Origin of the sequence: Luedemannella helvata (assembly GCF_039528415.1) — a bacterium.
GTDB classification, from domain to species: domain Bacteria; phylum Actinomycetota; class Actinomycetes; order Mycobacteriales; family Micromonosporaceae; genus Luedemannella; species Luedemannella helvata.
The window spans coordinates 282,792-303,138 of sequence record NZ_BAAALS010000002.1; the positions used below are offsets into that span (position 1 = coordinate 282,792).

The following is a 20,347-nucleotide window of genomic DNA, read 5'->3' on the forward strand; positions in this document are numbered from 1 at the left end:
TGTCTGGTGAGGCTTAATCATTAAACTTATTCTACGCTATCGGCACTACCAGCGGGAGACAAGGGGCGTCCCCAAGCACCCGACTCTCCCCGGTCTCCGAGGAGAACACATGGCAGGAAGGACTGTGACGCTGCGGCGTCGCGCGGCGCTCGCGGCGGCGACGGCGGCAACGCTCGCCATAGCGCTCGCCGGCTGCGGCGGCGACAGCAACGAGGTCACCCCGCAGGCGACGGCTGACTCGTCGGGCAAGCTTGCCCAGCTGACACCCGTCAAGATCACGATGGCCGGCAAGTTCGGTTCCGTCGCTCCCGTGCTGACCGAGAGCACCTACGGCGAGTTCAAGAAGCTGAACGTCGACATCCAGACTGAGATCGTGAAGTCGAGCGACGCCATGGTCCTGCTGGCCAAGGGCGAGATCGACGCCATCTTCACCGGCCCGAGCGCCGGACTCTACAACGCGGTCAAGGGCGGCAACGAGATCAAGATCGCCGTCCCCGGCTCGTACCAGCCACCCAACAACAAGGGCGGCTGGTGGGTGAGCAAGAAGGCCCTCGGTGGCCAGGAGTACTCACCGGCGCTGCTCAAGGGCAAGACGCTGGCCTCCGCCCAGGGGGCGGTCGGCGCTTCGGTGCTGGGGCTCAGCCAGGAGCTGGCCAAGGCCAACCTCAAGATCACTGACGTCGAGATCAAGACCCTCGGCTCGGCCGACATCGCGACCGCGGTCATCAACGGCGCCGTCTTCGGCGGCGTGCTGACCCAGCCGTTCAACGTCGCGGTCGAGGAGGCCGACGCCGGGTTCCGGTTCGCCACCGGCGCACCGGACTCCTACCCGAACACGATCATCCTGTTCGGCCCGTCGATGCTGAAGGATCCGGCGAAGGCCAACGCGTTCGTCGCCGGGTTCCTCGCCACGACGCGCAACCACTACCAGGGTGACTACGTCAACGACCCGCAGCGGGGACCGGTCCTCGCCAAGGCGCTCGACCTCACCTGGGAGCAGCTCAAGGACGTGCCGGCTGACATCTGGCCGACCGACCCGAAGTTCCCGCCCGGCTACGTCAAGGCCTACGAGGACGTCTGGCGTCAGGTTCCCGGAACGCTGTCCTACGAGGGCACCCTCGACGAGTCGGCCATCCTCGACCTCACCTACCTGCAGAACGCCCCGAAGTAGTCCCGACGGCTGCCCGGGACTGAGCGGGCGGGCCGGGCGTCACCAGCGCCCGACCCGCCCGCTCGTTTTCGTGCCCGACGCGCGGGTCAGTCGAAGCCAAGCTCCTGAAAGCGCCGCTCCAGCTCGGCCAGGGCCTCGCGACCACCGCGCTGGTTGCGTTCGCGCATGAAGTTGAACTCGTCCTCGCGCCAGACGAGGTTGGTGAACACGGGGTGGGCCATCGTCATCCAGTCGCCGAACTGCGCCATGCCGACCGCGTGCCAGAACGTGATGAGGGCATGCTTGCCGATCATCAGCCCGTCGGCCGAGTGATGGGCGATGGCCCGGGCGTAGCGCAGCGCCTCGTCGTGGAGCCGCTCCTCCGCGACGACGGAGGCGGCGACGCCCCAGTCGCGCAGTTCGGCGGCGCGCACCTTCCGTCCGGTGATCATCGCCTCGTAGCCGCGGTTGGGGCCGAGCTTGAGCAACGCCAGCGGCATGGCGGTCGAGAACCCGGCGAAGCCGATGCGGGCCTGCCGCCGGGCCAGGTACATGTCCTCGGACACGACGAGGATGTCGGCCGCCAGGGCCAGGTTCATGCCGGCGCCGAGGGTCGCGCCCTGGCAGGCGGCGATGACCGTCTTGGGGAACTCCAGCCAGTTGGCCAGGTGGCGGTGCAGCTTGCGCGCGTTGGCCAGCCGGGCGGTCTGCGGCAGCTTCGACCCCTTGCGCAGGCCCGCCGCCTCGACGGGCAGGCGGCGCACGTCGTCGCCGCTACAGAAGTCCTTGCCCTCGGCGGCCAGGATGACGACCTTGACCTCATCGTCGCGCTCGGCCTCGCGGAGGCGGTGCTCCATCAGCTCGTGCATGTCCGGCGAGAGGATGGCGTTGCGCCGCTCCGCGCGGTTGAGGGTGATCTGCGCGATGTGCGGCTCGATCACTTCGTAACGGACCCAGCTCTCATCGACCGCGAAGTCCTCGTCGGACATGTCTACCTCCGCCTCATGGGTGTATCATCTAAATTATTCTGCCAAGTCGAAGGGTTCAAGGAGTCCGATGGACGGCGACGCTTTGCGCGACGTTTTGGCGACCGTGCGTGAGTTCGTTCGCGAGCAGGTCGTTCCCCGCGAGGCCGAGATCGACGACAAGGACCAGGTGCCCGACCCGCTGCGCCAGGCGGCCCGGGCGATGGGCCTGTACGGCTTCGCGATCCCCGAACAGTACGGGGGCCTCGGCCTGTCGATGTACGAGGAGGCCCAGCTGGTCTTCGAGCTGGGGTACACCACCCCGGCGCTGCGCTCCCTGTTCGGCACCAACAACGGCATCGCCGGGCACGTCCTCCTGGAGGGCGCGACCGCCGAGCAGCGCGCCCGGTGGCTTCCCCAGCTCGCCGCTGGCGAGATCACCGCGGCGTTCGCGCTGACCGAGGCCGACGCCGGCTCCGACCCGGGCGGACTGCGCACCGTCGCCCGGCGCGACGGGGACCACTGGGTGATCGACGGCAGCAAGCGGTTCATCACCAACGCGCCGGTGGCCGACATGTTCATGGTGTTCGCCCGCACCGACCCGGACGCGGCACCGTCACGGGGGATCACCTGCTTCCTCGTGCCCCGCGAGAGCACCGGCCTCAGCGTCGGACCCAAGGACCAGAAGATGGGCCAGTTCGGCGCCTGGACCGCCGACGTCGTACTCAACGGTGTTCGGGTCCCCGACGACGCGGTCGTCGGCGGGGCGGCCGGCGTCAACCAGGGCTACGCGATCGCCATGCGGTGCCTGGCGCACGGCCGGGTCCACATCGCGGCGCTCTGCGTGGGCATGGCTGAACGCCTGGTCGACGAGACGGTGCAGTACGCACGGTCACGGCGGCAGTCCGGCCGGGCCATCGCGTCGTTCCAGCTCGTACAGGGGCTCATCGCGGACTCCGTGACCGACCACTACGCCGGCCGGAGCCTTGTCCTCGACGTCGCGCGCCGGTACGACGACGGAAGTGACCGGCGGGTCGGTCCGGCCGTGGCGAAGTACTTCGCCAGCGAGATGGTGGGCCGGGTGGCGGACCGCGCCGTGCAGGTACACGGTGGCTCCGGCTACATGCGGGGCGTCGCGGTCGAGCGCTTCTACCGGGACGCCCGCCTGTTCCGCATCTACGAGGGCACCAGCCAGATCCAGCAGGTCATCATCGCCAAGTCCGTGGTCGGCGAGGCCGCCAACGAATCAGCGTGACCCGCCACGCGGCGGCGACGTCGACCGTTACGGCACGTCAGTCGAGCAGGTCAACGACCATGGTCGGGTTGGTCCCGAGCAGGTAGGCCTGCGCCTCGTGCAGGTGGCTGCGCCACAGCTCGACGGCCGCGTCGGCATCCTGGGCCTCGATGTGGTCGACCAGGAGTTCGTGGGCCCGGAATCCCTTGCGGATCGCCGCGATGTTGGCCGGCGTACCGGCGTCGGCGGCCATGTGCGCGGCGCTGGACTCCTCGATGATGTGGCGGACCATGTGGTTGAGCACGGTCAGGGTCTTGTTCCCGGCCAGCTCGATGACCAGAGCGTGGAAGGCGTTGTGGTACTCGATCAGGCGGGTCGAGTCCTCGATCACCTCGCGCGCCTCCGCGAGGGCCTCGCGCAGGCGGGTGATGTCCTTCTTGGTTCGACGCTTGGCGAGCAGGCCGACGCAGGGCGCCTCGATCACGTTGCGGGCATCGTAGACATCAGCCAGGGTGGTTCCCTGGAACTCGAGGATGAGCCCGGTGTACCGGGCCGCGGCGTCGCCGTCGGGCCGCTTCACGAGCGTGCCGCCATGCGCGCCGCGTCTTACGTAGATCAGGCCCTCGGACTCGAGGATGCGGAAGGCCTCGCGCAGGGTCGGCCGGGAGACGCCGAACTCGGCCATGAGCTCGGTCTCGGAGGGCAGCGTGTCGCCCTCGGACAGCTCACCGCGCACGATCTGCCGGCGCAGGTTCTGCGAGACCAGCTCGGCCATCTTCGGCACCCGTACCGGGGACCGGCTAGGGCGTCGTTGCCGCACTGTGGAAGTGGACATCGAGCGCCTCGATTCCCCCGGGTTCGGGTCAGCGGATTCCAGTTGTACAGACAGTGAAATGATTATAGGCGATCGACGGATCGCGCTTGAGCCGACACGGCGGGCGTCGGCCCTCAGCGACCCGGGCCCGGTAGCGACGGCACCGCCCGGCCGGCGGCGAGGTTCCAGTCACCGAGCACCGGCGCGCCGCGCCAGCGCTGCCGCCCGTGCTCGGGCAGCCGCCACGGTTGGCACAGAGCCACGTACTGTCCCCGCTCGGCGTGCTCAACCACCCGGAACAGCCCACGGGCCCGCAGCACGGGGTCGTGACAGGTCTGCTCGGGTCCGACCACCCGCGCCGCCGCGATGCCGTTGGCCTGCAGGTACGTCTCGAGGTCGACAGCCTTGTGGCTCCTGAGCCGCTCGACGAGTTCGTCGTGCAGGCCGTCGGGGTCGGCTTCGCGGGCCTCCCGGCCGGCCCAGCGGGCGTCGATTCCCAGGTGCTCGGCCAGGACCGACCACTCGCGGTCGTCGCGGATGGTGACGGCGATGAAGTCCCCGTCGCCGACCGGCAGGATGTCGTTCGGGGCGGCGCCGGGCTCGCGGCGGCTCCACGTCGCGCGCGACTGGCCGTCGGCGCCCGGTCCGGTCAGGACGTCGAGTAGCCGCGCCACCATGACGTCGAGCATGGCGATGTCGGCGTCGGTGGCCGTGCCGGACCTGGGTCCGAGCGCCCAGGCGCTCATGACGAGCGCGGTGGCCAACGACGTGCAGATGTCGGCCAGTACGGTGAAGATCTCGGCGTACTCGCCTGTCGGGGTACGGGTGGCGTCGGTGAGACCGGCGTAGGCATGGATGTTGTTGGCGTAGGCGCGGTAGTCGGCGAGCGGCCCGGTGCGCCCGAACCCGGAGACGCTGACGGTCAGCTTGTCGTCGCGGTTGAGCGCGTCCAGGTCGATCCGCCACCGCCGCAGCCGTGCCGCCCGGACGTTCTCCAGGACCAGGTCGGCTCCGTCGAGGACCTCGGCGACCGGTGCGAGGTCGGCCACGGAGAAGGCCAGGCTCTGCTTGTTCATGTTGGCCGTCAGGAAGTAGGCGCCCTGCTCGACACCGGGTTCGCCGTCGACCCACGGGCCGATCCGCCGGTACATGTCGATGCGGTCGACATCCTCGAGCCGCAGCACGCGGGTGCCCATCGCGCCCAGGAGTGATCCCGCGATGGGGGCCGAGATCACGTGGGTCGCCTCCACGAGGAAGAGTTCCGACAGCGTCGGGCGGTCCTCGCGATCCCAGTGGCCGCGGCTGTCCGGCGTCGGCGTGGCCCCGGACGGGGAACCGGCGGGCCCGGCCAGGCCGAACGCGGAACCGTGGACGACAGCGTCGCCCTCGGCGCGGAAGAAGCCGCGCTCCCACAGGTGCGGCGCAGCCATCACCTCGGGACCGTTGTTCACCGGGGTCGCCGGCACGCCGTGCTCCTGGAGCAGCTGGGCGACCTCGGCCTTGGCCCGCCCGAGGGTCCACTGCCTGACCTCGGCGGTGAGCCGCTGGGCGTGATCGCGACGGTCCTCGACGGTGCGGTACTTCTCGGCCCACTCGGGGTTGCCGAACGCCGCTTTGGCCCCGTTCCACTGGTGATCGTCCACGGCCGCCAGCCGCAGGTGGCCGTCCCTGGTCGGGAAGATGCCCGTCGGCGCGGTGTAGCGGCGCCCGCCCGAGCTACCCGGGCAGTTCAGGAGATGGTGCGCGCAGTCGAGGTAGGTGAAGGTGAACACGACCGCGTCCCGGGCGGCGACGTCGACCTCGACCGGGGCGTCGGACTGCTCACGGGAGGTGTTGAGGCCGTCGAGCGCGGCCAGCGCCGCGACGGCGCCGGTGGAGAGCATGGCCTGCCACCCCGCGGTCGGGACGGGTCGCCCCTCGGCGTCGTGGACGCCGGCCATTCCGCCGCCGGCGGCGAGGGCGACGAACTCCGACCCGACCCAACCGTCGTGGGTGCCGTCGAGGCCGAACGCGGTGATGGTGACGAGCACCCGCGGCGACCGCCCGAGCAGAGCGGGGGCCTGGCTGGGCGTTCCCGAGTCGATCCGGTCGTCGATGACGACGTGCCACTCGCCGCCGGCCACCGCTGACCGGTCGCCCGTTACGGTCTTGAACCGGTCCAGGTCCAGCTGGCCGGCAACCTGCGCCCGCCCGTCGCCGGCAGCGGTCAGCTTGGTCACGGACGCGCCCAGCTCGGCCAGGGCGGCGGCGGCGCACGCGCCCGCCACACCGTCGCCGAGTTCCAGTACCTGCAGGCCTTCCAGCAGCGTCGCCATGTTAGATATCTTGCCTAAATCATTCGTATAATTCAACTAGGTTTGCAGTAGGCTCCTCGCAGTCGGTCACCAGAGAAGGGGAGGGCGGCGGTCCGATGACCTCAAGCCGTGACGCAGTCATCTGCGAGCCCGTACGGACGCCCATCGGCTCATATGGCGGCAGCCTCCGCGACGTGTCGGCCACCGCGCTCGGCGTCGCCACGCTGACCGCGCTCCTCGAGCGCACGGGAGTCGACGGGGCGGATGTCGACGATGTCGTCCTCGGCCATTGCTATCCCAACAGCGAGGCCCCCGCCATCGGCAGGGTGGTCGCCCTGGACGCCGGCCTGCCGGTCTCGGTGCCGGGCTACCAGGTCGACCGCCGGTGCGGCTCGGGCCTGCAGGCCGTTATCGACGCGGCACTGTACGTCGGCACCGGCGCCATGGACACGGTCGTCGCCGGTGGCGTGGAGAGCATGAGCAATGTCGCGTTCTACTCCACCGAGCTGCGCTGGGGCACGCGGCGTGACAGCCTGGCCCTGCACGACGGACTCGCCCGCGGCCGGGTCACCGCGGGCGGCGTGAACCACCCGGTGCCGGGCGGCATGCTCGAAACCGCCGAGAACCTTCGCCGCCGCTACGCCATCACCCGGGCGGAGCAGGACGAGTTGGCCCTGGAATCACACCGGCGAGCGGTCGCGGCCCAGGCATCCGGCGTCTTCGCGGAGGAGATCGTCCCGATCGAGGTGACGACCGGACGCGAGACGAGGACCGTCGACACCGACGAGCATCCACGCCCGGCGGCCTCCATGGAGAAACTCGCCGCCCTACGCCCGATCCTGCGCGCGTCCGATCCCGAGGCCACGGTTACCGCCGGCAACGCGAGCGGCCAGAACGACGCGGCCGCGATGTGCCTGGTCACCACCCGCGAGCTTGCCGAGCGGCGCGGCCTGGCTCCCCTGGCGCGCATCGTCACGTGGGCGGCGGCCGGCGTGGCACCCGACGTCATGGGCCTCGGCCCGGTCGCCGCCTCCGAACGGGCGCTCGGCGCGGCCGGCCTCACACTGGCCGACATGGATGTGATCGAGATGAATGAGGCCTTCGCCGCGCAGGCCCTGGCCGTGTACCGCGCGTGGGGCTTCGGTCCAGCCGACCTGGAGCGCACCAACGTGCATGGATCGGGGATCTCGCTCGGCCATCCGGTGGGCGCCACCGGGGGTCGCATGGTGGGTGCCCTGGCCCGCGAGCTGGGCCGCCGCGGTGGGCGCTACGGACTGGTCACGATGTGCATCGGGGGCGGGCAGGGCCTGGCCGCGGTCCTCGAACGGATCACCAATGACTGACGGCGAGGGCATGCTGGCCGGCGTGACCGTGGTGGCGATTGAGCAGGCGGTGTCGGCGCCGCTGTGCACGCGGACCCTTGCCGACCTCGGGGCGCGGGTCATCAAGATCGAAGAACCGACCGGTGGGGACTTCACGCGGGGCTACGACGACAGCGTCAACGGTCTCGGGTCGCATTTCGTGTGGCTCGCCCGCGGCAAGGAGTCGGTGACGCTCAACCTCAAGCACGAGTCGGGCAGCGAGATCCTGCATCGGCTCCTGGAGAAGGCCGACGTCCTGGTCAGCAACCTCGGGCCCGGCGCGACGACCCGGCTGGGCCTCTCCCCCGCCATGCTCCGGTCCCGCCACCCGCACCTGATCACGCTGGAGATCTCCGGCTACGGCGAGGGCGGACCACTCGCGCACAAGCGCGCCTACGACCTGCTGATCCAGGCCGAGAGCGGCGCCTGCGCCATTACCGGCTGGGCCGACGCGCCGGCCAAACCGGGTCCCCCGATGGCTGACGCCTGCACCGGCCTCTACGGTGTCATCACGATCCTCGCCGCGCTGCATGACCGGGGCCGCACCGGCCGGATCGCGTCCGCGTCGGTCAGCATGTTCGACTCGATGGTGGAACTCATGAGCTTCGCCCTCAACCATGCCCGCTACACCGGCACCAACCAGGTTCCGGTCGGGATGGGCTCACCGGCGGTCGCTCCGTACAGCGCGTACGAGACGGCCGACGGCGAAACCGTCGTCCTCGGCACGACCAACGACGGCGAGTGGACGCGGCTGGCTGCCATGATCGGACAGCCTGAGCTGGGGACCGCAGAGAAGTACCGCACCAACGCCGGCCGCGTCAGCGCTCGCGAGGAACTCGACGCGTTGATCGGGCAGTGGTGTCGCGCGCGCACGATCGCGGAGATCCAGCAGGCCGCCGACCGGGCGGGCATCGGCAACGCCCGGTACAACACCCCGCTCGGCGTCCTTGAGCACGAACAGTTGACCCAGCGTGGTCGGTGGCGGACGGTCCAGACCCCGGTCGGCGAGATCGTCGCGACCCTGCCGCCCCCGGTCTTCCAGGGCTGGGAGGCACCGATGAGGCCGGTTCCGGCCCTCGGCGAGCACACCGACGCCGTTCTCGGCGAGCTGGGTTTCAGCGCCGATGACCTGGCCCGGCTCCGGGCGAGCGGCGCGATCGGGGCGGCCCCGGTCACCGCCGCCGACACACCTCGCCGGTGAACAGACCGACGGACCCGCCGACGAAGTGGGGGCGGTCGGCGGCAATCGCCGCCCGCCCTTCCTCGCTGCCGTAGCGCCGCTCCCGCGCGTCCGCCACCGTCGGGTAGTGCAGTTCGGCGACACCGTCGAAGGGCAGCCCGGCCTCGCCGAAGCGGGCGACGACGAGGTTCTGCACGTACTTCCACATGCCGACGTGATGGCGCAGCGCCAGCGGATGGTGGACATCGAGCCAGTGCGCCGCGAACTCGGACCGGGTGCGCCCCGCGGGCCGGGTCAGGAGGAAGATCTCCTTGACGCCGGGCACCCGCTGGCCGATGGGGAAGGCCGGTCGCTCGTCGCGACGAACGTGCTCCTCCACGTGGTAGTGCCATACAGCTGGGCCCTCGCGGGGCATCCGCGCCGCCACGCTCGCGTGGAGGTCTTCGGGCGAGGCGAACCAGTTCTCCTCGACGGCGGCGAAGCGCGGGTAGTCGGCCGGCTGCGGCCAGCCACAATCGGCCGGGCTCACATCGGCCGGACTGACCGTCCGCCGAAGGGCCAGCGACGCGGGCCCGTCCCGCGTGTCGGCCTCGTGCCGCTGGACCGTGTCCGGTCCGACGTGGACGCTGATGAGCTTGCACCGGCCCGGCGGCGCGGCGTGCCTCACCGGAACCCGTCCCGGGCGGCAGCCGCGGCCGGACCGTACTGCGCGACCACCGCGGTCGCCAGTTCGAGGGCGGCGAACGACTCCTCGGACGCGGACTCCGCGGCGACCAGCAGGCGCTTGGTGAGTTCCAGGGCGCCGGCGTCGCGGCCGCTGAGCGTCTCGGCCGTCGCCACCGCGGACGCGAGGGCGCCACCCGGCTCGACCACACTGCTCACCAGCCCGAGCGCCCACGCTTCCTCGGCGCCGATCCGCTCACCCAGGAAGAGAGCGCGTGCGGCCCGGTGCCGGCCCAGGAGTTCAGTGAGACGCCGGGCCAGACCCCCGTCCGGCACGACGGCCCGTTCGACGAACGGCGCCGAGAACCACGCGTCGCGCGCGGCCACGACGAGATCGCAGGCGAGAGACAGGCTCCACCCCAACCCCACGGCCGCGCCCTCGACGGCGGCCACGACCGGGACCCGGGCCTGACGGATGCGAGCGAGCGCCTCCTGGGCCCGCTCGACCCGGCCGGCCGGTGCCAGGGGACCGCTGCCGTACGTGGGCGGGATCTTGAGGTCGCCGCCCGCGCTGAAGAAGCCGCCGGCCCCGGTGATGACGACGGCGCGGATCGTGGGGTCGTCGTCCACATCGGCCATACGGGCGATGAGGGCGGTCCACGACTCGTGGACGAGGGCGTTGCGGCGCTCGGGACGGTTGAGGGTCAGCACGAGGACGCCGTCGTGACGCTCGCGTCGCACCAACTCGACCGGACCACGCTCTTGATCGGAGCCTGACATCTCCTTAGATTATCCAGATCATTCAGGTTAACCAACTGATTCGTCAACCACCGATGGGACCGCCGCGATCGGAGCCCACCGCGGGACGGGCCTGGAGCCCTCGGCCGCCCCGGGAGGCGGACCGCGCCGCGCGCCGGGCCGCAGACACCGTGGCGGCCAGCCGGCCCGGGCCGGCATGGCGCGACCATTGCGCGCTCTTTTCGGCCGGGTTACGCTGCACGCCAGAACAATTGGTTGAATGATTTATCCAGATGGCGCCTCGACCGCCGACGTGGCAGGCAACAGGGAGATCGTGTGGACGAGAAGATCCGGATCCGGGACGTCGGAAAGGTGTACGGCACCACCCACGCCGTCACCGCACTCGAGGGCGTGGACCTCGACGTCATGGACGGCGAGTTCGTCTGCCTGGTCGGGCCGTCCGGCTGCGGCAAATCCACGCTGTTGCGGATGATCGCCAACCTGCACCGGCCCACCTCCGGCCTCGTCGAGATCGAGACGCAACGCCCGGTGCCGTGGCCGACCGCGATGGTCTTCCAGGACTACGGCATCTTCCCGTGGAAGACCGTCGAACAGAACGTGGCCTTCGGCCTGCGACCCCGAGGTGTCGGCAAGGAGGAGGCCCGGCGACGCGTCGCGCACTGGCTGGAGCGGATGGGCCTCACCGACTTCGCGAAGACCTACCCGGGCAACCTGTCGGGCGGCATGCGCCAGCGCGTGTCGATCGCCCGGGCGATGGTCGTCGAGCCGGAGGTCCTGCTCATGGACGAGCCTTTCGCGGCCCTCGACGCGCAGCTGCGCCGCCTGCTGCAGGAGGAACTGCTGGCCATCTGGCAGGAGAACTCGCGGACGGTCGTCTTCGTAACACACAGCCTTGACGAGGCGATCCTGCTGGGCGACCGGATCGTCGTCATGTCGGCCCGCCCCGGCCGGATCATCGGCGACTACCGCGTCCCCTTTGAGCGACCCAGAACCCCCGACATCCGCGGCACGGCCGAGTTCAGTGCCCTTGAGGAGCGCATCTGGGCCCAGCTGCGGGCGGAGGTGCGGCGCGCACCGGGCGGCGAACCCGCTGGCGCCATGGACGACAACCAGCGCGAGGTGGCCTGATGACCAGTACCGAACAGCGGACGGCTGCCCGGAGCACCGAGGCGAACGCCCGCGCCGCCTGCGCGGTCGTGCCGAGCGGGGCCGAGCTCGACCCGGTCGGCTTCGCGCGCAAACGCCGACGCATCTCCCGCACGCTCGGCATCGGCGTACCCATCGTGCTCATCAGCCTCTGGCAGCTGTGCGCCGCACAGGGTCTCATCGACACCCGGTTCTTCCCCGCACCCTCCCAGATCGTCACCACAGCCCAGCGCATGATCGCTGACGGCACGCTGTTCAGCGATGTGTGGACGACCCTGCGGGCCCTGCTCATCGGCTTCGCCGGTGGTGTCGTCGTCGGGGTGACGACCGGCGTTCTGCTGGCGCTGTCCTGGCCGATCCGGGCGGGGTTCGAGCCGCTGTTCAACGCGCTCTACACGGTCCCCAAGCTCGCCATCCTGCCACTGCTGCTGCTCATCTTCGGCCTCGGCGAGACCCCGAAGATGATCCTGGTCGGCATCGGTGTCTTCTTCATCATGTGGATCTCGACCATCGAGGCGGTCTCGGACATCCCCGAGGGCTACATCGAGGCGGCACAGTCCTTCGGTGTGCGCGGCTGGGATCGATTCGCCAACGTCACCCTGCCCGCGGTGCTCCCCCGCATCTTCACGGGGCTGCGGCTGGCGATCGGCAACGCGGTCCTGATCGTGGTCGGCATCGAGTTCGTCAACGGCGACGCCGGCATCGGCTACCGCATCTGGCACTCGTGGTCGCTGTTCGTGGCCGACCAGATGTACGTCGGCATCGTGACCGTGGCACTGCTCGGATTCTCGCTCGCTCTGGTGATCCGGACCGTGGCCCGCCTGGTCATCCCGTGGTCGCCGAGCAACAAGGACTGAGAGCCGACGACCGCGATGGAGGTCGGGCTTCAGCTGCCCCACCTGGGTGAGCACGCGACACCGTCGTTCGTACGCGACTTTGCGCAGGCCGCTGAGGAGCTGGGCTTCGACGGGCTGTGGGCGGCCGATCATGTCGCGGTGCCGCGCCGGATACGGTCGGCCTACACGCTCGCGGGCGGTCGACCCCCCGAGGACGGCGCGCTGTCGGCCGTCCTCGGCGGCAACCTCGAGTGCCTGACGACGCTCGCCTACGTCGCGGCCGTGACGCGGCGGGTGAAACTCGGCACCAGCGTCGCCGTCCTTCCGCTGCGCCACCCGCTGCTCAACGCCGCGATGCTGGCCAGCCTGGACGCGTACTGCGACGGGCGGTTGTGGTTCGGCGTGGGCGCCGGCTGGCTGCGGGAGGAGGCCGAGGCGCTGCAGATGCCGTGGGACCGGCGCGGTGCCCGCATGGACGAGCATCTCGAGCTTCTCCGTCGCATGTGGAGCGAGCCGGGCGACTACCTCACGTTCCACGGGACGTTCTACGACGTCGAAGAGATCGACGTACGCCCCCGACCGGCCCGGCCGGGCGGGCCGCCCATCCTCGTCGGTGGCCACAGCGCGAGCGCGCTCGATCGTGCCGGTCGCCTGGGCCATGGCTGGATCGCGTCGCGGATCACGCCGGCCGAGCTGGCCGCCGGCTTCGCGACCGTACGGGAGACCGCCCGCCGCCACGGCCGCGACCCGGCCACCCTGCGGTTGCACGCCAATGTCGACTTCTCGCCCCGCGCCGATCTGCGCCGGTTCGCCATCGTCAGCGACGCCGTCGCGAAGCACGGGGCGGCGGCGCAGGGCGTGGGCGTGTCCGAACGGCCGGAGGAGATCGTCGCCAGCCTGCGCGCCTACGCCGGCGCCGGCGTCCACCACCTCAAGGTGTCGGCCCGCATGGCGACCGCCGAGGCCGAGCTGGCGTGGCTGCGGCTACTGGCCCGCGAGGTGCTGCCCGCGTTGCGCGGCGGGAGCGGACCGCGACCGGCCGGCCGGGCCGACGACGCTCAGCGCCAGGTCACCTGAGCCGGCACGGCGGCGGTCGCTCCGCCGGCCCGGACGGCTGTTAGGACCTCGCTCCATCGCTCGACGGCGACCAGCCGGCCGGTGGAGGCCAGCGACGCGACCAGGCGGTCGCCGTACCGGTCGACGGTGGCGTTGGTGGTCATCGGATCGCCGGTCGGGATCCACAGCCGCAGTCGTCCGGCCGGGTCGTAGACGGACAGCCCGGCCGAGCCCAGGGTCGCCACGACGACGTAGCCGCTGGGATCCACGCAGACGCCATCGGCGCCGCCGAAGTTCATCGGGCCACCGCTCTCGACGGTGGCGAACCCGTGCACCGCGCCCACCTGGCCGGGCCCGTCGAGGGAGACGCGCCAGACCCGGCGGGTACGGGTCTCGGTGAGGTACAGCGTGCGGCCGTCGGGGGCCAGCGCGACACCGTTGGGCATCTCCAGGGGGTACAGGATCTCGGTGACGGTCCCGTCCGGCCGCCCGTGCAGCAGCCCCATGAGTTCGCGTCGGCGGTCGCGGGTGGCACCGGCGTCGGTGAGGTAGAAGCCGCCCTGGCCGTCCGAGCAGATGTCACTCGGCCGGCTCAGGGGACGCACCTGGCCGGTGGCCGTCGTGAACTCGGTGGCCACCGTGGACACGGCGCCGTCTTGCGCCACCCGCAGCACGGCCGGCGGCACCGGCCGTTGCGGGGGGCCGTGCGGAAGGCGCAGCCGCACCGCGCCCGGCAGGTCGAAGGGCCAGGCGACCTCGGCCCAGGACGCCCCGCCGTTCTGGCAGACCAGCAGGTCCGCGCCCTCGGCCAGGAGCCCGTTCGGTCCACCGCCGAGGTCGGCGTAGACCTCCGTTCTTGCATCGGCCACGCGGCTGACCCGCCCGGCGGACAGTTCGCTGACCAGCACCGAGCCGTCCGCCAGCGCCAGCGGCGATTCGGGAAAGCCCAGGCCGGCCGCCAGCTCGGTCAGCACGACCCCGACCGTCATGTCAGGTCCTGCAGCAGGGTCCGGAGCATGGGCTGGCTCACCTTGAGCGAGTCGGTGCGCGGCAGCGCGTCCACGGGCACGACCCGCACCGGAACCTGGTAACCGGTGAGCCGGCCGCGGACGAACGCGATCAGGTCCTCCTCGGTCGCCGCGTCGGGCGTCACCAGCTCCACCGCCGCCACGGGTACCGCCCCGAGCCGGGCGTCCGGGATGCCGACGACGCCCGCGTCGCGTACGGCCGGATGCTGCCGCAGCACGTCGACGATGGTGGCCGGCGTGATCTTGAATCCACCACGGATGATGACGTCGTCGGCCCGGCCGTCGATGAACAGGAACCCGTCCTCATCGATGTGGGCCAGGTCGGTGGTACGCACCCACGACGCGTCACCCGAGGTCCGCACCTCGAGCAGGCCGCGTTCGCCGGCCGGCAGCGGCTCACCGTCCTCGGTGACGACCCGCAGTTCGCGGCCACCCTGGGGCCGCCCGACGCTGCCCCTCTTGCGGTCTCCCCATTCGCGGTAGAGCGGAAGGTTCCAGCCCGCGACGCCGCCGGCGAACTCGGTCGCCCCGTAGGAGGGCATCACCGCCACCTGGTAGCGCTCCTCGAAGCGCCGCTGGAGGTCCACCGGCAGGTGCGACGTGCCCGCGGTCACGACCTTCACGCTGTCGAAGACCGCCGCCGGCACGTCGGCGTCGAGGACCATGGCGAGGGCGGCGGGCACGAGGCTGACCGCCTTCGGGCGGTGCCGCTGCACGAGTCCGGCGAACTCGGCCACCTGGAAGCGGTCCATCAGGGCGATGCGCCGCCCCTGGCAGATGTTGAGCACGGTACGGAACAGGCCCGACATGTGCACCATGGGCGAGCTGATGATGGCCACGCCGGTGCCCAGCCGTACCTGTGCCGATCCGGACGAGTAGTGCCGGCCGGCGGCGAAGATCGCCCGGCCGAGCGCCCGGTAGCCGAGGGGCACCCGCTTCGGCGGGCCGGTCGTACCGCTCGTCAGCATCTCGATGGCGACCTCGGGCCGTGGTGGCCGTCGACCGGCGGCCACCGCGCCGTCCGGCTCGCCGATCTCGACGCCGACCGCCGTGGCGTCGCCCGGGCCGACGCGCAGCCCGAGCGCGCCCGCCGCGGCGGCGCGCGCCCCGTCCCGGTCCCAGTCCCGGCGCAGTGCGACAACCACCGGCGGAAGGAGCGTCTTCAGGTCGTGCTCCAGGCCGGCGTCACCCTGATGCGCGCTGATGGTCACCACGCAGCCGCCGGCGAGCAGCACGCCGAGCACGGCCCCGACGATCGCCGGGTCGTTGCGCAGGACCACGCCCACCGCGATGCCCGGGGTGTCGAGGGCGCGAAGGCGCCGTTCGACGTCCACGGCGACGGTGGCCAGGCTGCGCCAGTCGTACCAGGTTCCGTGGTACTCGACGGCTGGGGCGTCGGGGTCGATAGCCAGCACCGCCCGGATGCGGTCGGCCAGGTCGCTCTGTTCGCTCACCGCGTCCTTCCCTCGCCGGGGACCGGTGCCCCGCGTTCACCGGACAAGTAGTTGCGTTAACTGCAAGTACTATGTCAGCATGCCGGAAGGAAGGTCAACAAGGCCGCAGGGCTTGTCACATAACGAGTCCCGCGGATCGAACGGAGGCCACGTGGACCTGCGGCGCGTTCGCGGGCAGCGCAACCGTCAGGCGCTCATCGACGCGGCCCTGGCCCTGTTCGAGCAGCAGGGCTTCGAGGAGACGACGACCGACCAGATCGCGGCGCGGGCCGGCGTGGCGCCGCGGACGCTGTTTCATCACTTCCCCGACAAAGAGGAGATCCTCTTCGACCAGCAGTCCGAGCGACTCGAAGCGGCCATCAACGTCCTGCGCACGATGCGGGACAAGTCGTTGGCCGAGTCGCTCACCGCGGTCGCGGGTGCGGTGGCCACGTCGATCCTCGACCAGGGCGAGGTGTTCCCCGCCCGGGCCCGCATGTACGGAAAGGCCCCCGCGCTGCGCTCACGCATGCTCTCGATCAACGAGAAGTGGATCGACAAGGTGACCGACGAGGTGGCCGCCCGCTACGGCGTGGACGCGCGCACGGACCCGCGTCCGCGCATCGCCGCGTCCATCGTGAACAGCACCAACCGGGCCACGATCGAGGCCTGGCTCGCGCGCGGCTGCCAGGACGACCTCACCGAAATGATCATGACCTCGGTGGAGCTGCTCCGACCGACCCTCGACCGCGTCGAAGCCGAACTGATGGAAGGCCTGAACGCACATGGAACCTGACCGGCCGGCCGCGATCGTCACCGGCGGCGCGCGCAGCATCGGACGCACGATCGCGCTCGAGCTGATCAGCCAGGGCTGGCGGGTCGGCGTCCTCGACGTGAACCCCAAGGCCATCGCCTCCTCGCAGGCGCTGGCGGAGGCCGAAGCCGGACTGCTGGTCCCCCTGACGGCCTCGATCACCGACCGGTCGGCCGTCACGTCCGCGCTCGGAACGTTCAGCGCCACGGCCGGCCCGGTGCGTGCCCTGGTCAACAACGCGGGCATGACGCTGCCCGCGCGGTTTCTCGACCAGACCGACGAGGACTGGGACCGCATCGTCGACGTCAACCTGAAGGGCACCTTCATCGTCTCGCAGGTCGCGGCGCGGTCCATGGTCGAGCAGGGCACCGGCGCCATCGTCAACATCAGTTCCATCTCCGCGCACGGCGTGCGCACCGGACCGCCGGCCTACGCCGCGGCCAAGGCCGGCGTCGAGGGCCTGGGCCGGCTGATGGCCGTCCAGCTCGGCCCATTCGGCGTACGGGTCAACACAGTCGTCGTGGGCACCATCGGATCCCCCTGGCTCCTGTCCCGCAAGACCCCGGACGAGCTGGCCGAGATGGCCGCCAGCACCCTGACCGGCCGGATCGGCACGCCGGCCGACGTGGCCGGGGTGGTCGCCTTCCTCTGCTCCGACGCCGCCTCCCACGTCACCGGCCAGCTGCTGTCCGTCTCCGGCGGGCAGTGGATCGCCTGAGACGGACGCGAGACCTCACCGCTCACCGATCGCCCGAAAGGAGTCCCGATGGCTGTCACCGTCGACGACCTCAACCCGACCGGAACAACCGAGCTGGAACGCATCCTGTTCGACGTCACCGACCACGTCGCGACGATCACCCTGAACCGCCCGGAGCGCCTCAACGCCACCGACGACACCGCCCGCACCGAACTGGGTGTGGCCTGGGCCAGGATCCGGCAGGACGAGAACATCCGCGTCGCCATCATCACCGGGGCCGGGGACCGCGCCTTCTGCGCCGGCCAGGACATCCGCGCCACGTCCGAGAAGGGCATCCGTAACAAGGTCCCCGGGTCGCGGTTGCATCACCAGGTCTGGAAACCGGTCATCTGCGCGTTGAACGGGATGGTCGTCGGCGGCGGGCTGCACCAGGTCGCGGACTCCGATCTGATCATCGCCGCCGAGCACGCGGAGCTCATCGACACGCATCTCATGGTCGGCAACGTGTTCGCCATGGAGCCCACGGTGCTGCTGCGCCGCATGCCGATCTCGATGGTCATGCAGCTGGCCCTGATGACCAAGGACGGGCGGATCAGCGCGCAGCGGGCGTACCAGATCGGTCTCGTCAACGAGGTCGTGCCGGCTGACCGCCTGCAGTCCCGGGCCCGAGAGATCGCCCTGCAGATCGCCAAGCTCTCGCCGGGCACGACCCAGGCCTCGATCCGGGCCATGTGGACCAGCCTCGACGTCGGTCTGGCCGCCTCGCATGACGTCGCCTACCGGTACGTCCTGCAGCACCAGTTGCAGCACCCCGACTACCACGAGGGAATGCGGGCCTTCGCCGAGAAACGCGAGCCCCGCTGGGCCGCGTCATGACGACGCGCCCCGATGGTGGATGAGCCGCTGCCGAACCGGACCATCGGTCGGCTGCTCACCGACCGGACCTTCGGCGCGTTGTTCTGGGGCAAGCTGCTCACGTCGTTCGGCGTTTTCATCCACAGCATCGTGGCGGCCGTCGTGGTCTTCGAGGCGACCGGGTCGGCGGCGGCCGTCGCGCTGGTGACGGTCGCGCAGTTCGGCCCCCAACTGGCCCTCACCCCGCTGACGGGCCGATGGGCCGACACCGGCTCGCCCACCTTCCAGATCCTGCTCGGGCGGATCTGCTGCGTGGTCGGCTCCGCCTCCGTGGCGGTGTGGCTGCTGCTGGACGACCAGCTGCGGGGGTGGGCGGTGGCCGTCCCCGTCCTGGTGGGGTCGCTGCTGGTCGGCATCGGCTTCTCGATCGGCGGGCCGGCGATGCAGTCGATCGTGCCGGCGATCGTCACCCCGGAGGAGCTGCCGCGGGCGATGACCCTCAACACGCTGCCGATGATGGTCGCCCGCATCGCCGGACCGGCCGTCGGCGCGATCGTGGCGACCCGGATCGGACCGGCCCCCGCCTTCGCGTCCAGCGCGGCCACCCACGCGGTGTTCGCGCTGTTCGTGCTGGTGGCCCGTTTCCCCCCTCCCGAGGCGCCGCCGCCGCGCTCCGACCGGCGGGTCTGGGCCGCCGTACGGCACCTGCGCAACGACCGCGTGCTCGGCCTGGCCCTGCTGGCGGTCACCATCCTCGGCTTCGGGTCGGACCCGTCCATCACCCTGGCCCCGGCCTTGTCGAGCCTGCTCACCGGGGATGTCGCGCTGGTCGGACCCCTCACCTTCGCCTTCGGGTGCGGGGCCGCGGCCGGCCTGCTGGTCCTTCTCCTGGCGCTGCGCTGGCTTGAACAGCGCACCCTGTCGCTGGCCGGTCTGGTGCTGCTCGCGGCCGGGTTGGCCGGGGCCGGACTGGCCCGGCACGAGCTGGTCGCGGTGGTCGCCTTCGTCGTCGCCGGCTGCGGCTTCGGAGTCGGGATGGCGTCGCTGAGCACCCACATCCAGCAACGGGCGCCGGTGCACCTGCGCGGGCGGGTGATGGCACTGTGGATGGTCGGCTTCGTCGGCTCGCGACCGCTGGCGAGCGTCTCCCTCGGACTGGTCACCGACGCCTGGTCGGTCCGGGCGGGCCTCATCATCGCGGGCGTACTGGTGGGCGGCGCCGCGATCGCCTTCGCCGCCGGTACCCGGCACGAGCCGGACGTGGGGCTGGCGGGCTGAGCCCGCTACCCGGCCGTGTCCGGGCGACGCTCGGTGACGCGGGCGACGGTCGCCGCCCGCAACTGCGCCCGCAGCGGGTCGGCCAGCGCCTCGGCCTGCAGGCGGTCCTCCCGGTCGAGGTGCTCAGCCAGGCTCGCTGAGGCGGCGGCCCGGAACAGGGCGCGGGTGACCCGTACCGCGGTGGGTGTGGTCGCGGCCAGGCTCTGGGCGAGCGCGACCGCCTCGGGCACGAGGTCGTCGGGCTCGACGACCGCGCGCACCAGTCCCTCGGCGAGCGCCCGGTCGGCCGACCACCGTTCGCCGCGCAGCACCCACACGAGCGCCCGCTCGTAGCCGAGAATGCGCGGCAGGTGGTAGGACGCTCCCATGTCCGGCGCCACGCCGATCTGGGCGAAGGCGGGGACGAACGTCGCCGTCGTGGCGGCGATGCGGACGTCCGCCGCGCAGGCCAGTCCGAGGCCGGCGCCGGCCGCGGCTCCGTTGACGGCCGCGACCAGCGGCTTTCCCAGCGCGTCGAGACGCAGCAGCATCGGGTTGTAGCAGCGCCTCAACACGGTCGTGACCGGCAGGGTCACCTCGTCGGGGTCCGGCGCGAGATCCGCGCCGGCGCAGAAACCGCGCCCGGCACCGGTGAGCACCATGGCCCGCACGGCCGGATCGGCCGCCTCGTCCCACGCCGCGTCCAGCTGCTGGACCATCAGCGGCGACAGCGCGTTGAGCCGATCGGGCCGGTCGAGGGTGACGACCAGGACCTCGCCGCGCCGTTCGGTACGCACCCGGGCGG

General features: G+C 71.3%; 19 protein-coding genes. 11 read left to right on the top strand and 8 right to left on the bottom strand.

The genetic code is table 11. The features are described 5' to 3' along the window. Positions 1 to 109 precede the first annotated feature (109 nt). Complete coding sequence (locus ABD191_RS03405; RefSeq protein ID WP_344076652.1) at positions 110 to 1,171, top strand: ABC transporter substrate-binding protein; 1,062 nt, start codon at positions 110 to 112, stop codon at positions 1,169 to 1,171. A gap of 86 nt (positions 1,172 to 1,257) precedes the next feature. Here ABD191_RS03405 and ABD191_RS03410 read toward each other — a convergent pair whose 3' ends face one another. After that, positions 1,258 to 2,139: an enoyl-CoA hydratase/isomerase family protein gene (locus ABD191_RS03410; RefSeq protein WP_344076654.1), complete on the bottom strand. Its 882-nt coding sequence runs from the start codon at positions 2,137 to 2,139 to the stop codon at positions 1,258 to 1,260. A 67-nt stretch (positions 2,140 to 2,206) separates the two neighbouring features. Between ABD191_RS03410 and ABD191_RS03415 the strand changes: the two genes are divergently transcribed. Continuing rightward, positions 2,207 to 3,370: an acyl-CoA dehydrogenase family protein gene (locus tag ABD191_RS03415; RefSeq protein ID WP_344076656.1), complete on the top strand. Its 1,164-nt coding sequence runs from the start codon at positions 2,207 to 2,209 to the stop codon at positions 3,368 to 3,370. Between the two features lie 37 nt (positions 3,371 to 3,407). Here ABD191_RS03415 and ABD191_RS03420 read toward each other — a convergent pair whose 3' ends face one another. Then, complete coding sequence (locus ABD191_RS03420; RefSeq protein WP_344076658.1) at positions 3,408 to 4,124, bottom strand: FadR/GntR family transcriptional regulator; 717 nt, start codon at positions 4,122 to 4,124, stop codon at positions 3,408 to 3,410. Between the two features lie 173 nt (positions 4,125 to 4,297). Beyond that, positions 4,298 to 6,478 (bottom strand): CoA transferase, encoded by a 2,181-nt coding sequence (locus ABD191_RS03425; protein ID WP_344076660.1) that lies wholly within the window; start codon positions 6,476 to 6,478, stop codon positions 4,298 to 4,300. Positions 6,479 to 6,573: 95 nt separating this feature from the next. On the opposite strand from ABD191_RS03425, the gene ABD191_RS03430 reads away from it, so the two are divergent. Both ABD191_RS03430 and ABD191_RS03435 read left to right on the top strand, forming a co-directional pair. Continuing rightward, a complete protein-coding gene (locus tag ABD191_RS03430) occupies positions 6,574 to 7,800 on the top strand; it encodes an acetyl-CoA C-acetyltransferase (protein ID WP_344076663.1) in 1,227 nt (408 codons plus the stop codon). After that, the gene (locus ABD191_RS03435) at positions 7,793 to 9,019 is read left to right on the top strand and encodes a CaiB/BaiF CoA transferase family protein (RefSeq protein ID WP_344076665.1); all 1,227 of its coding nucleotides are present in this window, start codon (positions 7,793 to 7,795) and stop codon (positions 9,017 to 9,019) included. The genes ABD191_RS03430 and ABD191_RS03435 overlap by 8 nt, the downstream gene beginning before the upstream one ends. On the opposite strand, the gene ABD191_RS03440 is transcribed toward ABD191_RS03435, so the two are convergent. Next, on the bottom strand, positions 8,991 to 9,665 hold the full coding sequence (locus tag ABD191_RS03440; RefSeq protein ID WP_344076668.1) for an EthD family reductase: 675 nt from the start codon (positions 9,663 to 9,665) through the stop codon (positions 8,991 to 8,993). The two genes, ABD191_RS03435 and ABD191_RS03440, sit on opposite strands and share 29 nt — an antisense overlap. Beyond that, complete coding sequence (locus ABD191_RS03445) at positions 9,662 to 10,402, bottom strand: enoyl-CoA hydratase/isomerase family protein (RefSeq protein ID WP_344076670.1); 741 nt, start codon at positions 10,400 to 10,402, stop codon at positions 9,662 to 9,664. Before ABD191_RS03445 ends, ABD191_RS03440 begins: the two co-directional genes overlap by 4 nt. Before the next feature lie 333 nt (positions 10,403 to 10,735). Here ABD191_RS03445 and ABD191_RS03450 point away from each other — a divergent pair, with 333 nt between their 5' ends. The 3 genes from ABD191_RS03450 to ABD191_RS03460 are packed head-to-tail and all read left to right on the top strand — an operon-like array spanning position 10,736 to position 13,479. Next, a complete protein-coding gene (locus ABD191_RS03450; protein ID WP_344076672.1) occupies positions 10,736 to 11,548 on the top strand; it encodes an ABC transporter ATP-binding protein in 813 nt (270 codons plus the stop codon). After that, complete coding sequence (locus tag ABD191_RS03455; RefSeq protein ID WP_344076674.1) at positions 11,548 to 12,423, top strand: ABC transporter permease; 876 nt, start codon at positions 11,548 to 11,550, stop codon at positions 12,421 to 12,423. Before ABD191_RS03450 ends, ABD191_RS03455 begins: the two co-directional genes overlap by 1 nt. Positions 12,424 to 12,438: 15 nt before the next feature. Next, entirely contained in the window at positions 12,439 to 13,479 is a 1,041-nt protein-coding gene (locus ABD191_RS03460) for a TIGR03619 family F420-dependent LLM class oxidoreductase (protein WP_344076676.1), read from the top strand. On the opposite strand, the gene ABD191_RS03465 is transcribed toward ABD191_RS03460, so the two are convergent. Both ABD191_RS03465 and ABD191_RS03470 read right to left on the bottom strand, forming a co-directional pair. Continuing rightward, positions 13,461 to 14,447, bottom strand: coding sequence for an SMP-30/gluconolactonase/LRE family protein (locus ABD191_RS03465; protein ID WP_344076678.1), 987 nt, complete (start codon positions 14,445 to 14,447; stop codon positions 13,461 to 13,463). The two genes, ABD191_RS03460 and ABD191_RS03465, sit on opposite strands and share 19 nt — an antisense overlap. After that, positions 14,444 to 15,940, bottom strand: a complete 1,497-nt coding sequence (locus tag ABD191_RS03470; RefSeq protein WP_344076680.1) for a class I adenylate-forming enzyme family protein — start codon at positions 15,938 to 15,940, stop codon at positions 14,444 to 14,446. Before ABD191_RS03470 ends, ABD191_RS03465 begins: the two co-directional genes overlap by 4 nt. A 151-nt stretch (positions 15,941 to 16,091) precedes the next feature. Here ABD191_RS03470 and ABD191_RS03475 point away from each other — a divergent pair, with 151 nt between their 5' ends. Genes ABD191_RS03475 through ABD191_RS03490 form a run of 4 tightly spaced genes read left to right on the top strand, consistent with a single transcriptional unit; the run spans position 16,092 to position 19,563 of the window. After that, complete coding sequence (locus ABD191_RS03475; RefSeq protein ID WP_344076682.1) at positions 16,092 to 16,715, top strand: TetR/AcrR family transcriptional regulator; 624 nt, start codon at positions 16,092 to 16,094, stop codon at positions 16,713 to 16,715. Beyond that, entirely contained in the window at positions 16,705 to 17,451 is a 747-nt protein-coding gene (locus ABD191_RS03480; RefSeq protein ID WP_344076684.1) for an SDR family NAD(P)-dependent oxidoreductase, read from the top strand. Before ABD191_RS03475 ends, ABD191_RS03480 begins: the two co-directional genes overlap by 11 nt. 48 nt (positions 17,452 to 17,499) lie before the next feature. Further along, positions 17,500 to 18,306, top strand: a complete 807-nt coding sequence (locus ABD191_RS03485) for an enoyl-CoA hydratase/isomerase family protein (protein WP_344076686.1) — start codon at positions 17,500 to 17,502, stop codon at positions 18,304 to 18,306. Between the two features lie 12 nt (positions 18,307 to 18,318). Beyond that, entirely contained in the window at positions 18,319 to 19,563 is a 1,245-nt protein-coding gene (locus ABD191_RS03490) for an MFS transporter (RefSeq protein WP_344076688.1), read from the top strand. 5 nt (positions 19,564 to 19,568) lie between these two features. On the opposite strand, the gene ABD191_RS03495 is transcribed toward ABD191_RS03490, so the two are convergent. Next, positions 19,569 to 20,339 carry an enoyl-CoA hydratase/isomerase family protein gene (locus ABD191_RS03495; RefSeq protein ID WP_344076691.1) on the bottom strand — a complete coding sequence of 257 codons (771 nt, stop codon included), beginning with the start codon at positions 20,337 to 20,339 and terminating at the stop codon, positions 19,569 to 19,571. Positions 20,340 to 20,347: the final 8 nt, after the last annotated feature.

Coding starts and splice junctions, on each gene's coding strand:
- ABD191_RS03435 (WP_344076665.1), top strand. CDS start 7,793: ATGACTGACGGCGAGGGCATGCTGGCCGGCGTGACCGTGGTGGCGATT.
- ABD191_RS03425 (WP_344076660.1), bottom strand. CDS start 6,478: ATGGCGACGCTGCTGGAAGGCCTGCAGGTACTGGAACTCGGCGACGGT.
- ABD191_RS03490 (WP_344076688.1), top strand. CDS start 18,319: ATGGTGGATGAGCCGCTGCCGAACCGGACCATCGGTCGGCTGCTCACC.
- ABD191_RS03485 (WP_344076686.1), top strand. CDS start 17,500: ATGGCTGTCACCGTCGACGACCTCAACCCGACCGGAACAACCGAGCTG.
- ABD191_RS03460 (WP_344076676.1), top strand. CDS start 12,439: ATGGAGGTCGGGCTTCAGCTGCCCCACCTGGGTGAGCACGCGACACCG.
- ABD191_RS03410 (WP_344076654.1), bottom strand. CDS start 2,139: ATGTCCGACGAGGACTTCGCGGTCGATGAGAGCTGGGTCCGTTACGAA.
- ABD191_RS03480 (WP_344076684.1), top strand. CDS start 16,705: ATGGAACCTGACCGGCCGGCCGCGATCGTCACCGGCGGCGCGCGCAGC.
- ABD191_RS03405 (WP_344076652.1), top strand. CDS start 110: ATGGCAGGAAGGACTGTGACGCTGCGGCGTCGCGCGGCGCTCGCGGCG.
- ABD191_RS03415 (WP_344076656.1), top strand. CDS start 2,207: ATGGACGGCGACGCTTTGCGCGACGTTTTGGCGACCGTGCGTGAGTTC.
- ABD191_RS03430 (WP_344076663.1), top strand. CDS start 6,574: ATGACCTCAAGCCGTGACGCAGTCATCTGCGAGCCCGTACGGACGCCC.
- ABD191_RS03420 (WP_344076658.1), bottom strand. CDS start 4,124: ATGGCCGAGCTGGTCTCGCAGAACCTGCGCCGGCAGATCGTGCGCGGT.
- ABD191_RS03455 (WP_344076674.1), top strand. CDS start 11,548: ATGACCAGTACCGAACAGCGGACGGCTGCCCGGAGCACCGAGGCGAAC.
- ABD191_RS03465 (WP_344076678.1), bottom strand. CDS start 14,447: ATGACGGTCGGGGTCGTGCTGACCGAGCTGGCGGCCGGCCTGGGCTTT.